The organism is Nocardioides sp. zg-1228, from assembly GCF_017086465.1.
Lineage (GTDB): Bacteria > Actinomycetota > Actinomycetes > Propionibacteriales > Nocardioidaceae > Nocardioides.
On sequence record NZ_CP070961.1, the window covers coordinates 3,262,107 to 3,277,506 of the forward strand.

Below are 15,400 nucleotides of genomic sequence, written 5' to 3' on the forward strand. Positions count from 1 at the left end.
GCCTCAGCCGCAGCGCTGGTTGACCGGCAGCGACGAGGCGAAGGCCGGGTCGGGCTCGGTCGCGAGCCCCGACTTCGCGAAGTCGCCCACCGCCACGGAGGTGTTGGTGTCGACCGGCGAGAGCACCCCCTCGACGCTGCGCAGGCCGTAGCGCGGGTCGATCTCGAGGTCGTGGGTCTCGGGCCACGCGTTGAAGACCTCGATGCCGGCGTCCGTCGCCTGCTCGACGGACGGGTCCTCGGTGCCCTCGTCCTCGAGGACCTCGCGCCCGACCTGCTCGAGGACGTCCTGGGCGTACGCCGAGGCGGACGCCAGCTCGACGAAGTCGTCGCGGACCTCCTCGGGCTTGGTGGCGGCCGTGCCCTGGCGCTGCGCGACGTCGTTGTAGTAGCCCGAGCCCGGCTCGACGCCGTACTCGTCCGCGATCTGCGACACCTGCGCGCGCAGTGTCAGCAGCTGCACGACGTACTGGCGCACGAAGCCCATCGGCACCTCGGTGTCGAGGTCGCCCACCGCGGTGCAGTAGTTGGCCGTCACCCGGTCGACCTCGCGGGTCGTGATCTCCTCGTCGCCGACCTGCACGGCCACGCCGGGGCTGATCCCGCCGCAGCCGGTCAGCAGCAGTCCTGCGAGGGCCGTCGTCGCGGCCGTCATCAGGCGGGTCTTGCTCACGGGGTCACTCCTTGGTCGATGCTGCGGGGGCGGCGCCGCTGGCCGCGGGCGCGGGCGGGGCGACGACCTCGTCGATCACGCCTCGGGCCCATTCAAGCAGGGCCACGCCCGCCACCGGACGCACGGGGAACCCGGTGCCCTGCGGGCGCGGCACGAGGATCGTGCTGACGGGGGCCTTGACGACGCTGCGGGGGTAGAGCCGCTGGAGTCGTACGACGCGCGACTCGGGCAGGTCGACCGGCGCGAACCGGACGTACTTGCCGGCCACCGTGACCTCGCGGACGCCGGCCTGGCGGCAGCGCGCCCGGAACCGGGCCACGACGAGCAGCGACTCGACCACCTCCGGCGGGGTGCCGTAGCGGTCGACCAGCTCGGCGCGCACCTCGTCGACGTCGGCGTCGGTGCGCACCTCGGCCAGCCGCTTGTAGATCTCGAGCCGCAGGCGCTCGCTGGGGATGTAGTCGTGGGGCAGGTGGGCGTCGACCGGCAGCTCGATGCGCACCTCGGCGAGCTCCTCCTCGCCCCCGCCCTTGAAGTCGGCGACCGCCTCGCCGACCAGCCGGACGTAGAGGTCGAAGCCGACGTCGGCGATGTGGCCCGACTGCTCACCGCCGAGCAGGTTGCCCGCGCCGCGGATCTCGAGGTCCTTCATCGCGATGGCCATGCCGCCGCCGAGGTCGGAGTGCTGGGCCAGGGTGGCGAGCCGCTCGTGGGCGGTCTCGGTCATCGGCTTCTCGGCGGGATAGAGGAAGTAGGCGTAGGCGCGCTCGCGCGAGCGGCCGACCCGGCCGCGCAGCTGGTGCAGCTGGGACAGGCCGAGGGTGTCGGCACGCTCGATGATCATCGTGTTGGCGTTGGACACGTCGAGGCCCGACTCCACCAGCGTGGTGCAGACGAGCACGTCGAAGCGCTTCTCCCAGAAGTCGAGCATGACCTGCTCGAGCTGGCGCTCGTTCATCTGGCCGTGCGCGGTCGCGACCCGCGCCTCCGGCACCAGCTCGCGGATGCGGGCCGCCGCCTTCTCGATCGACTGCACCCGGTTGTGGATGTAGAAGACCTGCCCCTCGCGCAGCAGCTCGCGCCGCACGGCCGCGACGACCTGGCGGTCCTCGTAGGCGCCGACGTAGGTGAGCACCGGGTGCCGCTCCTCCGGCGGGGTGGTGATCGTGGACATCTCGCGGATGCCGGTCACCGCCATCTCCAGCGTGCGCGGGATCGGCGTCGCGCTCATCGACAGCACGTCGACCGACGTGCGCATCCGCTTCATCTGCTCCTTGTGCTCGACGCCGAAGCGCTGCTCCTCGTCGACGATGATGAGCCCGAGGTCCTTGACCACGATGTCGGGGTTGAGCAGGCGGTGGGTGCCCACGACGATGTCGATCGAGCCGTCGGCGAGGCCCGCGGCGACCTCCTTGGCCTCCTTGTCGGTCTGGAAGCGCGAGAGGGCGCGGATCTCGACCGGGAAGCCGCTCATCCGCTCCGAGAACGTCGACAGGTGCTGGGTGACGAGCAGGGTCGTGGGCACCAGGACCGCGACCTGCTTGCCGTCCTGCACCGCCTTGAACGCCGCGCGGACCGCGATCTCGGTCTTGCCGTATCCCACGTCGCCGCAGACCAGGCGGTCCATCGGCACGACACGGCGCATGTCGGCCTTCACCTCCTCGACCGTCGTCAGCTGGTCGGCGGTCTCGGTGAACGGGAAGGCGTCCTCGAGCTCGCGCTGCCACGGGGTGTCGGGCCCGAAGGCGTAGCCCTTGGTGGCCTGGCGGGCGGCATAGAGCTTGATCAGCTCGGCGGCGATCTCCCGGACCGCACGGCGCGCCTTGTTCTTGCGCTTGGTCCAGTCGCCCCCGCCGAGGCGGTCGAGGCTGGGGTTCTCCCCGCCGACGTAGCGGGTGACCTGGTCGAGGGTGTCGGCCGGGACGTAGAGCATGTCGTTGGGGCCGCCGCGCTTGCTGGGGCCGTACTCCAGGACGAGGTACTCGCGCACCGCGCCGCTGATCTCGCGCTGCCTCATCTCCACGAAGCGGCCCACGCCGTGCTGCTCGTGGACGACGTAGTCGCCGGCCTTGAGCTCGAGCGGGTCGATCTGCTTCTTGCGCCGCGCCGGCATCTTGCGCATGTCGCGCGTCGAGGCCTTCTGCCCGGACAGGTCGTCGCCGGTGAGGACCGCGACGCGCGCCTCGTCGTCGACGATGCCGTGCACGAGGTGGCCGCACGTCACGGTGACCACGTGGGGCCCCGCCGTCTCCTCCTCCTCGACGAGGCGGGCCGCGATGTCGTTCTCGCCGAGCAGCTCGACGAACCGCTGCGCCGGGCCGTGGCCGGCGTGCACCACGACGACGTCGACGTCGTCGCTCACCCAGCCGCGGATGTCGTCGACCGCCTGCTGGAGGTCGCCGCGGTAGGCCTCGGCGGGATGCACCGGCAGGGTGCGGCTCGGCACCCCGGCGGTCGCGGCGTCGGGCACCACGTCGTCGGTGTCGATCCCGAAGGGGCTCACCGTCCACCACGCGTGGCCCAGCCCGAGCGCGTGCAGCCGGACGTCGGCGACCTCGCGGTAGGAGGCCGCGCCGAGGTCGATCGGCGCCGTGCCACCGCCGGCGGCCGCGGCCCACGAGGCGCCGAGGAACTCCTCGCTGGTCGCCACCAGGTCGTGGGCGCGGGTGCGGGCGCGCTCGGGGTCGAGCACGAGGACCGTGGTGTCGGCCGGCATCAGGTCGACGAGCAGCTCCATCGAGTCGACCAGCGCGGGCGCCAGCGACTCCATGCCCTCCACCGCGATGCCGGCGGCCATCTTGTCGGTGAGCTCGACCAGCTGGGGGTGCGCCTGGCCGAGCTCGGCGGCGCGCCGGCGTACGTCGTCGGTCAGCAGCAGCTCGCGGCACGGCGGCGCCCACAGCCGCTCGACGGTCTCGAGGGTGCGCTGGTCGGCGACGGAGAAGGCGCGGATGTCCTCGACGTCGTCGCCCCAGAACTCCACGCGCAGCGGGTGCTCCTCGGTGGGCGGGAAGACGTCGACGATGCCGCCGCGCACCGCGAACTCCCCGCGCCGCTCGACCATGTCGACGCGGGAGTAGGCCGCGTCGGCCAGGCCGCGCACGACCTCCTCCAGCGGACGGTTGTCGCCCGGCGCCAGCTCGACCGGCTCGATGTCGGCGAGGCCGGCGACCTGCGGCTGGAGCAGGCTGCGGATGGGGGCCACGACGACCTTGAGCGGGCCGTTGGCGACGTCGGAGCCCGGGTGGCGCAGGCGCCGCAGCACGGCGAGGCGGCGTCCGACGGTGTCGCTGCGGGGGCTCAGCCGCTCGTGGGGCAGCGTCTCCCAGCTCGGGTAGTAGGCCACGGAGGCGGGGTCGACGAGGTCGGCCAGCTCCTCGACGAGGTCCTCGGCCTCGCGCGAGGTCGCCGTGACGGCGAGCACCGTGCGCCCGCGCTCCACCAGCCCGTGCACCACGAACGGCCGCACCGCCGCGGGGCCGGTCAGGTCGAGCGCGGACTGCACCCCGGCGTCGGCCAGTGCTCCGCCCAGCGTGGGAGCGGCGACGACGCGCCGGGCGACGGCGGCGAGGGGCGTGGACGACACCGGAGATCCCTTCGAGAGCACGCGTAAGAGCCCCCCTGTGGTCCGAGAGGGGGGGGGAGGATGAAAGTCTACGGGGGCTGCCGGACACGCGGACGGGGAGAGGGGTTTGTCCCGTACGCCCCACGGGTAGCAAGCACGTCAACGCCCGGCGTTGCCGGGCGTGTCAGCACTTCACCTGAGAGGAACACACGGGGACATGCGCATCACTCGTCTCATCGCAGGCACGGTCACGGCCGGCCTTCTCGGCCTCGCGCCCATCGCCGTCGCCGCACCCAGCAGCGCGACCGAGAACCTGACCGCCACGGTCACCGCCACGCCCAGCACCAACGCCGTTAAGTACGGCGACGACCTGTCCGTCAGCGTGACCGTCACCGGCTCCGACGGCCGCAGCGTCAGCTACGGCAACTCGACCCTCTACGCCCTCGAGGCCGGCGCGGCCGCGTGGGTGCCCGTCGCCACCGGCACCTACGCGTCGAGCTCCTTCTACGACGTCAAGCCGGCCGCCAACACCCAGTACAAGGTCGTCTACAACGGCTACGCCGCCACCTCGACCTCCCAGAACAACTACGCGGCCGCCGAGTCCGCGCCCTTCACCATCGGCGTCGCGCGCAACGTGACCATCGGCAAGGCCAAGGCCCGCCTGACGATCAAGGGCAAGGTCAAGCCGGACTACAAGAAGAGCAAGGTCAAGATCCAGATCAAGAAGGGCAAGAAGTACAAGAAGTTCAAGACGGTCAAGACCGACAAGAAGAGCAAGTTCCAGGTCCGCCTGCCTGCTGCCAAGCGCGGCAAGCGGCTCTACTTCAAGATCACCGTGCCGGGGAACTCGAAGTTCCTCGCCTACAGTGAGGTCTGGTACACCTACAGCTACAAGGCTCCTCTCGCGCGCACCGTCGCCGAGCGGGCCTGACCGCCCAGCTTCACCACGTGAGCCAGCGTCGCCCGTCGAGGGCGGCGCTGGCTCGCGGCCCATCCCGAACCACCGAGGGGCGCGAGAATGTCCTCCCACCGCGGCACCGCCCGACTCCTCGTCACAGGAGCGCTGGTCGGCACGATGACCGCCGTCGCCGCCCCCGCCACCGCCGCTGACCCGGAGTCGACGACGACCGTCGCCGTGCCGAGCGAGACGGTGATCGATTTCGGGGACGTCATCGACATCGACGTCGACGTCGACGTCGACAGCGAGTCGGGCTCCGCGCCGACCGACGGCACGACGACGCTCCTCGCCAAGCGGGCCACGTCCGACGAGTGGCGCGAGATCGCGACGAACTCCTCGCCCCTGCTCGACTTCACCGGCGTCAGGCCGCGGATGAACACCTCGTACAAGGTCGCCTACGACGGCGACAAGGCAGGTTCCTCCCAGGACGACGGCTACACCTCCAGCGAGTCGGACGAGTTCACCGTCCAGGTCGCCCGGTCCATCACCCGCCCCTCCGGCGGGTTCGCGATCACGGGCAAGGTCCGGCCCCGCTACGTGCAGAAGAAGATCGTCGTCAAGGTCTCGCGCAAGCAGTACTCCGGCTACACGCGCTACCGGGTCATCCGGACCGACGACCGCGGCAGGTACCGCCTGGACCTCCCCCGTCGCAAGGGGACGTGGTTCTGGTCGTTCCAGACCAAGGGCGACGCCGCCTACCTCCCGGCGAGCTTCCGCTGGCGCACCTGGGTCTCCTGACCCCCGTGCCGCGCCGTCGGGCGCGGATCGTGGATCGTGCCTTTACCGTTCGACTGTCGGACACATAGGTTCGCCTTCCATGAACCACTTCTCGGGATCAGACCAGTCCAGCCTGCCCACCCAGCCCACCCAGCCCACCCCGTCCGGCCAGCCCGCCGCGGCGCTGACACGGCGCAAGCTCCTCGCCGGCGCCGCCGGAGGCGTCGCGATCGTCGCCGCGGGTCAGCCCGCCTGGGCCGCCGACGCCACCCGCCCCGGAGCGGTGCGCGGCCCCTCCCTCGCCGTCCGTGACCGCCTCGTCGTCAAGGGCATCCGCCCCTCCCGCGCGCTGTCCGACCTGCGGGTGCTCTCCGAGCGCATCGGCCCGCGGATCGGCGGCACCGCCTCGGAGCGGGCCGCCGCCGAGTTCGCCCTCACCTCGCTGCGCAGCGCCGGCTGCCGCGACGTACGCCTCGAGCCGTTCGCCGTCGCCGACAAGTTCCTCGCCGACATCGGCGACCCCGACCGCCAGCTGGCCGACGACATCAGCTGGCAGGCCGGCGCGTCCCCCGACGCCGGCCTCGACCGCGCCCCGGTCACCGGCCGCGTGGTCGACGTGAAGGCGGCGACCGCACCCGCGTGGCCCGCCGACCCGGCGGCGATCACCGGCGCGGTCGTGCTGGCCGACGACGCCCAGGACGCCACCCCCGCCACTCGCGTCGAGCTGCGCGCGGCCTTCGTGCTCGAGGCCCAGCGACGCGGCGCGGCGGCCGTGATCCTCCTGCCCGCCGACCTGGAGTATCCCCGCCGCGCCTCCGCCTCCTCGCCGCGGCTGGTGCCCACGACGGGGTCGAGCGCCCCGCCGTGGACGCCCGTCGCGACGATCCCCGTGCTGGGCGTCGCGCAGGTGCAGAAGCGGCTGCTGCGCGAGGAGCTCGCGGTGCGCCCGCTGCGCCTGACGATCCGCACGACCTCGCACCGCGGCCTGACCAGCAACAACGTCCTCGCCGACATCCCCGGTCGCGCCCGCGCCGGCGGCCCGCTCGTCTACATCTCCGCTCACTACGACTCGGTGATCGGCGCCCCCGGAGCCAACGACGACGGCTCGGGCACCGTGCTCACGCTCGAGCTCGCCCGGGTGCTGCGCAAGCTGCCCAAGGTCGACGCCACGATCCGCCTCGCGCTGTGGGGCTCGGAGGAGCAGGGCCTCATCGGCTCGCGCCACCACGTCGCCCAGCTCTCGACGACCGACCGCGGACGCATCCGCGGCGTGTTCCAGAACGACATGGTCGGCACCAGCTGGAGCCCCGCCACCCGCTACTGGCAGCTGTCGTTCTCGGGCGCCGGCAACGCGACCACCGACCAGATCACCGCCGCCTCGCGACGGCTGGGCTACGAGCCGCAGATCTCGCCGGTGACCCAGCGCGGGGCCAGCGACCACCAGTCGTTCCAGGAGGTCGGCATCGCCTCGGCCAACTTCTCCTGGCGTGGCGAGGCGACGCCGGCCCTGCTCGAGCCGCCCTACCACTCGCCCGAGGACACCATCGACAAGAACATCAGCATGGACCGGCTGACGGTGAGCATGGAGATGATCGGCTGCGCGGCCTACGCGCTGGCCACCTGAGCCTGGTCGCTCACGCAGGCGGGGGTGGCGCGGCGTCCGCCTCCGCCTGCGAGCGCAGGATGCAGAACTCGTTGCCCTCCGGGTCGGCGAACACCACCCATCCGGTGCCCGGCCCCCACTCGCCGCGGTGGTCGGCGACCTCGGTGGCGCCGAGGCCACGGACCCGCTCGATCTCGTCGTCGCGGGTGCCGGTGCGCGGGCGCAGGTCGAAGTGGGTCCGCTTGGGGGGCAGGTCGGCGTCGGGCACCTCGAGGAACAGGATGCTGTGGCCGGTGTCGGGGTCGAGGATCATGCACTCCTCGTGGCCCGGCTCGTTGGGGTCGTCGGCCACGTCGACGTAGCCGAGCAGCGCCTTCCACCAGGTGGAGAGCTCGTAGGCGTCGTGACAGTCGACGGTCGTGTGCGAGACGAAGGAGGTCATGGGCGCCCACACTGGCAATGGGCGCGACCTCCCGCAACCGGCTTTCGGGGTGAGTTGCCCGCCTCGCCCCGGCATGACACCGTGGGCCGTGCCCCGACCGCGGGCGACCGGACGAGGGAGCCGTACCCGGACAGCGACAAGACGGCCGTCGAGGAGATGGCCATGGCCTGGTTGGTGCTCGTCCTGTCCGGCGTCCTGGAGGCGGTGTGGGCCACCGCGCTCGGCCGCTCCGAGGGGCTCACCCGTCCGCTGCCCACCGCGACCTTCCTCGTCGCGCTCGCGATGAGCATGGCCGGCCTGGGCTACGCCATGCGCACCCTGCCGGTCGGCACGTCGTACGCCGTGTGGGTGGGCATCGGCGCCGTGCTGACCGTGGTCGTGGCGATGCTCACCGGCACCGAGTCGTTCTCGGTGGTCAAGGCCCTGCTGCTGGCCGGGCTGGTCGGGTGCATCGTCGGGCTCAAGCTGGCGCACTGACGCCCTCGATCCGATCGACCCCCTCGACCCGAGGCAGCGGGTCAGTCGGTGCCGTGGCGGCGGACGAAGTCGACGATCTCGTCGGCCAGCTCGGGGCGGCACACGATCAGGTCGGGCAGCGAGGTGTCGTCGGCGTTGTAGACCAGCGGCGAGCCGTCGACGCGGCTGCAGTGCAGGCCGGCCGCCCGCGCGACGGCGACCGGGGCGGCGTTGTCCCACTGGTACTGCCCACCGGCGTGGACGTAGGCGTCGGCGATGTCACGCACCACGCTCATCACCTTCACGCCGGCGCTGCCCATCGGCACCAGCTCGGCGTCGAGCTCGGCGGCCAGCGCCTCGACGAAGGCGGGCGGGCGGCTGCGGGAGACCGCGATGCGGGGACGCTGCGACGTGCGCGGGGGCACCACGCTGGGCCTGCCGGTGCTGAACGTCTCCCCCAGCGCGGGCTGGGCGACCGCGCCCGCGACGAGGTCGCCGTCCTCCCACAGCGCCACGTGGACCGCCCAGTCGTCGCGGGGCGGCTCGGAGAACTCCCGGGTGCCGTCGAGCGGGTCGATGATCCAGACGCGACGCGCGGTGAGGCGCGACTTGTCGTCGGCCGCCTCCTCCGACAGCACCGCGTCGTCCGGTCGGTGCAGGGTGAGGACGCGGTCGAGCTCGGCCTGGGCCGCGGCGTCGCCGGCGTCCTTGAGCGCCTTGCCCTCCAGCCCTTCGGCCGCCGCGCCGGCGCGCACGTCGAGCAGCACCGAGCCGGCGCGCTCGGCCGCCCAGGCGGCGAAGGCGTGGTCGTCGAGCGTGGCGGGGTCGATCATGCTGCGGCCCCCGCGGCGAGGGGGGCGGAGCGGTGCTCGACGTGGGGTGAGGTCATGGACCGAAGCCTAGCGACGGAGGAGCACCAGGGCCGGGGGCGCCCGGTCCGCAGTCCCCCGCCGAGGGTCCGGCACCGCCTCGACCGTGACGCGCACCTCCCCCGCCGCTCGGGGCTCGGCGGCCGGCTCGGCTCGCGGCACCTCCCCCGAGTCCGAGCCGGAGTCCGAGTCCGAGCCCGACTCCGGCTCGCGCTCCGAGCCCGCGTTCGAGCCCGGGTACGACTGGTAGGCCTGGTGGAACGTCGCCACGGCCTTGAGCTGCGTCGACACGCCCAGCTTGGCGCGCAGCGCCTTGACGTGGCTGCGGACGGTGCCCTCCGCGACCCCCATCTCGACGCCCACCTCGGCCACCCGCCGCCCGGACGCGAGGAGCTCGAGGACGCGCCGCTGCTGGGGCGAGAGCGTCTCGAGCTGGGCGCGTGCCTGCCGGCGCCGGTCGAGGTCGTGGGCGTAGGCGGCGCGGAGCACCGCCCGCCTGTCCGGGTCCATCGCCGAGTCGCCGGCCACGAGTCGCCGTACGACGTCGGCGAGCTGGGTCACCGAGGTCGACACGGTCACCACGTCGACGGTGTCATCGGCCAGGAGTCCACCCCATCGCACGGAGGCCTCGGCGGAGGTCACCACCACGACCCGACCGGCTCGTCGGCGCGCCAGCGCCTCGACATGGGCGACGACCTCCGGATTGTCAAGACCGTCCACCACGGCGACGAACACCGCTGGACCGAGCTCCTCGGAGTCGTCGGAGGTCGCCTCTCCGTCCACGGACTCCCACCGGCGGGTGCGTGCAGGCACACCGACGGAGCCGAGCGCGGCGGTGATCGCCTGCGCCACCAAGAGGTGCGGGGACAGCACCCACACCGGACCCGCCACGCTCATGTACGCCTCCCTCGCGCTGGTCGCGCCTCCCAGCCTGTCCGGGCCGGGGCGAGGAAAGGTCCCTCGCCACCCAACGTGCACCGAATTGGGGAGGCGGGAAGCAGCGTGGGTGACGCCTACCCGCTTGAAGGGAAATCCATGCCCGCTGGATCCGCTCTGACGGCGACCTGAACGGCTCCTTGACGAAGCCTGCAGGACTCCTGCGAACGGCGGACCAGACCGGCGTTGCCCGATATGGGGGAGGGCTCACACAATCGTCGGACCCCCTCGCGCCACAGTCGCACTCTCGTGGAGGGAGTGCACTCACACACCAACCACGTCGATCTCGCAGGGCGCCGGGAACGCCCACCGTGATCGATCGGCGTGGACCGAAGTCGTATCGCAGGGGGAGCACGATGTTGGGGTTCTGCAGGGGGGATCTGCGTCACTGGGTCCGCATGGGGATCACGGGGCTCGCCTCGTTCCTGGTGCTGGTCTGGATCGGATCGGGGTCGGACCACCCGTGGTGGGCACCGCCGTCGGCGACGACGGTGCCGACGCTCGGGGAAGGCGTCGTCAGCGGCGTCTTCGTCGCCGCAGCCGGGTGCGCAGCCATGGTCACCTGGCGCAGGCACGCCGGGGCGGTGGCCGGGTGGATCGTGGCGACCGGGGCGCTCGTCGCCGGCCAGGCGCTCGCCGTCACGCTGATCGCGCTCCACGACCCGCCGCCGCACGGGTCGAGCATGCACCTCGCCCTGCTCGTCGCCGCGCTCGTCGGCATGCTCGGCGTCGTGGTGCCGCTCCTGGCACCCGAGCGGGTGCGGCGGGTGGTCGACGAGACGTTCGTCATCGGGCTGGGCCTCGGGCTCGTCGCCGCGGGTCACCTGCTGCTGCAGTTCCCGCGGATGCAGCCGTCGTCGCCGGCGATGCAGCTGCTCATCGGCGTGCTGATCGCCACGCACCTGCTCGCCGCCGTCCTGGTGCTCCAGCAGCGGGTCGCGTCCACTGCACTGCGCCTGCTGCTGCTGGCCACGGTCGGCGTGGTCGTCGCAGGCCAGCTGGTCCCGCCGGCCGGGCTCGCCGGCGGTGCCCTCGACGCCGCCCTGTGGGCGGCGCGCACCGCCATCGGCGCCGCCTGGCTCGGGATCGCCTGGGCGCGGCTGCGCCGCAGCCTGGAGGACGAGCGGCGCCGCCTCGACTCCTTCGAGCACGTGCTCGTCGACTCCACCCGCGAGCAGCGCGAGCGGCTCCACGAGCTGCGGAGCACGGTCGCGGGCCTGGTCTCCGGGTCGGCCCTGCTCGACCGGGCGGACATCTCTCCGCAGACCCGCGAGCGCCTGTGGGCCTCGGTGCGCCGCGAGCTCGACCGGATGGAGCGGATGCTGACCGGCGCCGGCGACTCGACCGCCGACCTGCGCCTCGACGACGCGCTGGCCCAGATCCTCGACCTCCAGCGGCTCAAGGGCCGCCGCGTCGAGCTGCACGCGACGTCCGAGGTCGTCCGAGCGCGCTTCGACGCCCTCGCCGAGGTGCTCAACATCCTCGTCGACAACGCCGTCAAGCACGGCGGCACCGACGCCAGCGTCGTGGAGGTCACGCGCCGCGACGAGGACACCGTCGACATCACCGTGACCGACTTCGGCCGCGGGATCCCCCTCGAGCAGCGTCCACAGATCTTCGACTGGGGTCGCCGCGGCAAAGACTCGCGTGGCGAGGGCATCGGCCTCAACGTCGCGCAGCGGCTGATGACCGAGGCCGGCGGGTCGCTGCGGCTCGCCGAGCGCGAGGGCGCCGGGTCGTCGTTCGTGATCTCGCTGCCCGCGGCTCGCGGCTCGGCCGAGAACGGGCTGGCGAACGAACTGGCCAAGGACCTGACCAAGGACCTGACCGAGGGCCTGACCACGGACCTGAGGATGGAGGACGACCGTGCCGGGCGCATCTCGCGGTGAGCACCGCGTGCTGATCATCGACGACCACGTGCTGTTCGCGGAGTCGCTCGAGCTCGCCCTGTCGCTGGAGGGCTACGACGTACGCCGCCTCGAGCCCCCCGAGGAGGGCGGCTCGATGGCGACGCTGAGATCGCTGGCCCTGCGGGCCAACCCCCGCACGGTCCTGCTCGACCTCGACCTGGGGCGGTTCGGCGACGGGATGAACCTCGTGGCGCCGCTCGCCCGGGCCAACGCCAACGTGGTCGTGCTGACCGCGTCGGACGACATCGGCCGGTGGGGTGCGTGCATGCGGCTGGGGGCGCGCAAGGTGCTCTCCAAGAGCGGCGCGCTGCAGCAGGCGCTCGCGACCGTGCGACGACTGCACCAGGGGTTGCCGGTCGTCACCCGCGAGGAGCTCGAGTCGCTCCTCGAGGCCTGGGCGCGCGACCGCCAGGTGCACGACGACGTACGCCGCCGCCTCGACCTGCTCACCCCGCGCGAGCGGCAGGTGCTGGGGGCCCTCATCGAGGGCCGTACGGTGCGCTCGATCGCCCAGGACAGCGTGGTGTCGGAGGCCACGGTCCGTACGCAGGTCAAGTCGATCCTCGGCAAGCTCGAGGTCTCCTCGCAGCTGGCGGCCGTGGGCATGGCCAACCAGGTCGGCTGGAAGCTCGGCGCCTGACCCAGCAGACCCCCCCGTGCGCGCGGTTGCGGCGGCCGAGGAGGGGGACCTCGGCCGCCGCCACTGGTTCGCTCGGTTCCAGGTGACGAAGCGTGGGGTTCCGCGTCACGCCAGCGGCCACCGGAGTGGCCAGTGCGGGGCTGGCCCGAGAGATGCGAACCAGTGCTGGTGCACCTCCTCGAGAGTAGGGCCGGCCCCGGCGCGGTGCCCATCCCTCCGAATGGGTATCTCCCGGGCGCGCACCGCTTTCGCTCATTTGCGGCATGCCCCCGGCGGCGGTCCTTCCTAGGCTCACGGGAAGGTCAGCAAACGGGGTGCCTTGGGCGGTGTCCCGGAGGGGGATGGTGAGCATGACGCAGGTCGTGTCCGACGTGGTCACACCGGACGGAGGCGTGCTGGCGAGCCCGGTCCCCCGCCCGCGCAGCATCGCCATGGTGCCGCCCCTGGCGGCCCCGGTCGCGGAGCCAGTCGCCGAGACGGTCCTCCGTCGGGCGTCGAGGCGTCGCTCGTGGCCGGCGCCGGCCCTGGACCTGGCACTCGGTGTGGCCCTCGCGGTCGGCTGGTCGGCCCTGGGCAGGGTCGGGCTGGGCGCCGCCCTGGGCATCGCGGTCGTGTGGCCGGCCGCGCTCGCGATGTCGGGCCGCTACCGCCACCAGGCCCTGGGCCACGCGCGGTCCGAGCGGCTCGCCGTGGTGCTCGGCGCCGGCGGTCGCACCGCCGTCCTCGCGCTGGCGGCGTCGCCGTGGCTCGGCGACGCCCACCCCGCGTCCCTGGGCGTGCTCGTCGCGGGACTCACCGTCGCCAGTGCCGTCCCGTTCGTCGGCCCCGGACGCTCCCGGCCCCGCGTCGTGCTCGCGGGCAAGCCGCGCGCGGTCCGTGAGGCCGCGGCGCAGCTGCGGGCGAGCGGCACCCACGAGGTGGTCGCCGCCTGCCTGACCCGGGCCTCGGCGACACCGATCGAGGGCGACGTGCCCGTCTACGTCGGCCTCGAGTCGTCCTCGGCGGCCGCGGACGACCACCGCGCCGACGCGCTCGTGGTGCTGCCCGGAGCGCGCCTGTCACCCGTCGAGGTGCGACGACTGCACTGGTCACTGGGCAAGGTCGGCACCGAGCTCTTCCTGGGCACGGGCCTCCTCGACGTCGAGCCGCAGCGCACCCGCGTCATGTCGACAGCGGGCCTCGACGTGCTCCACGTCGGCAAGCCGGCGCTGCACGGCCCGCGCCGGGTGCTCAAGGACCTCGTCGAGCGCACGCTCGCCCTCGTCGCCCTCGTCCTCGCCCTGCCGCTGATCGCGGTCCTGGCCGTGGCGATCCGCCGCGAGACGCCGGGACCGGCGTTCTTCCGCCAGGAGCGCATCGGGCGCGACGGCGTGCCGTTCACGATGCTCAAGCTGCGCTCGATGGGGGTCGACGCCGAGTCGGTGCGGACCGGGCTGGCCGACGACAACGAGAAGGACGGCGTCCTGTTCAAGATCGCCCACGACCCGCGGATCACCCGGCTGGGCAGCCGGCTGCGCCGCTACTCCCTCGACGAGCTGCCCCAGCTGTGGAACGTCGTGCGGGGTGACATGTCGCTGGTCGGTCCCCGTCCGGCGCTGCCGTGCGAGGTCGCCCAGTACGACGTCGACCCCCGGCGCCGGCTCGTGGTCAAGCCGGGAGTGACGGGCCTGTGGCAGGTGTCGGGTCGCTCCGACCTCACCTGGGCGGAGTCGGTGCGCCTCGACCTGAAGTACGTCGAGAACTGGTCGCTGCGCCTCGACCTCTCGATCCTCGTCCGCACCGTGAGCGCCGTGCTCGGGCACCGCGGCGCCTACTGATCACGCGACCTTTCGTTCCACCAACGACCGTGGGGGTCGCCAGTCCATGAACACCAGACGATCGCGCAACGCCGGGCTCGGCGTCGCAGCCTGCCTCGTCCTCGTCCTCGGCGGCTGCGGCGCCGATGCGACGTCTCCCGACGACGCGCCCGGCTCGTCCCCGGCCGCGACGGGCTCGGCCGGCTCGCCTTCGCCGTCCGCTGGCACGGCGGACGGGGAGGCAGACAGGAACGCAGACGGGGAGTCGGGCGGAGGGCCGGGCGGCTCGGGGGCTGCCACGACCGGCGACAGCGACAGCAGCGTCGCCGGCGACGCCGGCGACGAGGCACCCGACCCGCCCGGAGACGGCGACGGCGACGGCGCGAGCCCCGGGACCGAGGGGCCGCCGGCGCCCGAGGCTCCGGTCACCGGCCTCGCCGAGCTCCTCCCGCCGGCCGACCCCGCGCCGCTCGTGACGTCGCCCCTCCCGCGGGCGGCGAGCGCGCGGGGACGCCTGGTGCGACGGTTCCCGGCCGCCCTGCGCCCCACCCGCTCCGCGGCGGTGCAGAGCAGCAGCGTCTCGCCCTCGGGCGACCGCCTCCAGGTCGGGCTGGTCGCGTCGACCGCGCTGTCCGCGTCCCAGGTGCTCCTCGCCTACCGCACCCGCCTCGCTCGCCGGGGTCTGGTCGAGACGGCCGCGCCGCCGGCCGTCGCCGGCTCGCAGGCGGCCGCCTTCCGGCGCGGCGGCAGCATCGTGACCGTGACGGTGACCCCGCGCGGGTCGGGGGCGACGTACTCGCTCCACGCCTCGCTGCGCGCCGGGCGCGGATGAGCCG

At 73.2% G+C, this 15,400-nt stretch carries 13 protein-coding genes and 1 riboswitch; of the genes, 8 read left to right on the forward strand and 5 right to left on the reverse strand.

Features of this window, described 5'->3' with window-relative positions:
* Positions 1-3: 3 nt before the first annotated feature.
* Positions 4-672 (reverse strand): hypothetical protein, encoded by a 669-nt coding sequence (locus JX575_RS15710; RefSeq protein ID WP_186339027.1) that lies wholly within the window; start codon positions 670-672, stop codon positions 4-6.
* A 4-nt stretch (positions 673-676) separates the two neighbouring features.
* Positions 677-4,258 (reverse strand): transcription-repair coupling factor, encoded by a 3,582-nt coding sequence (gene mfd / locus JX575_RS15715; RefSeq protein WP_186339028.1) that lies wholly within the window; start codon positions 4,256-4,258, stop codon positions 677-679.
* 196 nt (positions 4,259-4,454) lie between these two features.
* On the opposite strand from mfd, the gene JX575_RS15720 reads away from it, so the two are divergent.
* The 3 genes from JX575_RS15720 to JX575_RS15730 all read left to right on the forward strand — a co-directional run bounded on the left by JX575_RS15720 (position 4,455) and on the right by JX575_RS15730 (position 7,536).
* Positions 4,455-5,168, forward strand: coding sequence for a hypothetical protein (locus JX575_RS15720; RefSeq protein WP_186339029.1), 714 nt, complete (start codon positions 4,455-4,457; stop codon positions 5,166-5,168).
* A gap of 87 nt (positions 5,169-5,255) precedes the next feature.
* On the forward strand, positions 5,256-5,933 hold the full coding sequence (locus JX575_RS15725) for a hypothetical protein (RefSeq protein ID WP_186339030.1): 678 nt from the start codon (positions 5,256-5,258) through the stop codon (positions 5,931-5,933).
* A gap of 79 nt (positions 5,934-6,012) precedes the next feature.
* Positions 6,013-7,536, forward strand: a complete 1,524-nt coding sequence (locus tag JX575_RS15730; RefSeq protein WP_186339031.1) for a M28 family peptidase — start codon at positions 6,013-6,015, stop codon at positions 7,534-7,536.
* Positions 7,537-7,546: 10 nt separating this feature from the next.
* On the opposite strand, the gene JX575_RS15735 is transcribed toward JX575_RS15730, so the two are convergent.
* Positions 7,547-7,957 carry a VOC family protein gene (locus tag JX575_RS15735; RefSeq protein ID WP_186339032.1) on the reverse strand — a complete coding sequence of 137 codons (411 nt, stop codon included), beginning with the start codon at positions 7,955-7,957 and terminating at the stop codon, positions 7,547-7,549.
* Between the two features lie 85 nt (positions 7,958-8,042).
* A riboswitch (guanidine-III (ykkC-III) riboswitch) is annotated at positions 8,043-8,107 on the forward strand.
* 12 nt (positions 8,108-8,119) lie between these two features.
* Between JX575_RS15735 and JX575_RS15740 the strand changes: the two genes are divergently transcribed.
* Positions 8,120-8,434, forward strand: coding sequence for a multidrug efflux SMR transporter (locus JX575_RS15740; protein WP_186339033.1), 315 nt, complete (start codon positions 8,120-8,122; stop codon positions 8,432-8,434).
* A gap of 41 nt (positions 8,435-8,475) precedes the next feature.
* Here JX575_RS15740 and JX575_RS15745 read toward each other — a convergent pair whose 3' ends face one another.
* Both JX575_RS15745 and JX575_RS15750 read right to left on the reverse strand, forming a co-directional pair.
* Complete coding sequence (locus tag JX575_RS15745; protein WP_186339034.1) at positions 8,476-9,246, reverse strand: 3'(2'),5'-bisphosphate nucleotidase CysQ; 771 nt, start codon at positions 9,244-9,246, stop codon at positions 8,476-8,478.
* A gap of 66 nt (positions 9,247-9,312) precedes the next feature.
* A complete protein-coding gene (locus tag JX575_RS15750) occupies positions 9,313-10,179 on the reverse strand; it encodes a helix-turn-helix transcriptional regulator (RefSeq protein WP_186339035.1) in 867 nt (288 codons plus the stop codon).
* Positions 10,180-10,616: 437 nt separating this feature from the next.
* Between JX575_RS15750 and JX575_RS15755 the strand changes: the two genes are divergently transcribed.
* From JX575_RS15755 to JX575_RS15770, 4 genes are all read left to right on the forward strand, one after another.
* Positions 10,617-12,107 carry a HAMP domain-containing sensor histidine kinase gene (locus tag JX575_RS15755; protein WP_186339036.1) on the forward strand — a complete coding sequence of 497 codons (1,491 nt, stop codon included), beginning with the start codon at positions 10,617-10,619 and terminating at the stop codon, positions 12,105-12,107.
* Positions 12,085-12,768, forward strand: coding sequence for a response regulator transcription factor (locus tag JX575_RS15760; protein ID WP_186339037.1), 684 nt, complete (start codon positions 12,085-12,087; stop codon positions 12,766-12,768). The genes JX575_RS15755 and JX575_RS15760 overlap by 23 nt, the downstream gene beginning before the upstream one ends.
* Before the next feature lie 350 nt (positions 12,769-13,118).
* Positions 13,119-14,585 carry an exopolysaccharide biosynthesis polyprenyl glycosylphosphotransferase gene (locus tag JX575_RS15765; protein WP_206054420.1) on the forward strand — a complete coding sequence of 489 codons (1,467 nt, stop codon included), beginning with the start codon at positions 13,119-13,121 and terminating at the stop codon, positions 14,583-14,585.
* Positions 14,586-14,631: 46 nt separating this feature from the next.
* Entirely contained in the window at positions 14,632-15,396 is a 765-nt protein-coding gene (locus JX575_RS15770) for a hypothetical protein (RefSeq protein ID WP_186339038.1), read from the forward strand.
* Positions 15,397-15,400 lie beyond the last annotated feature (4 nt).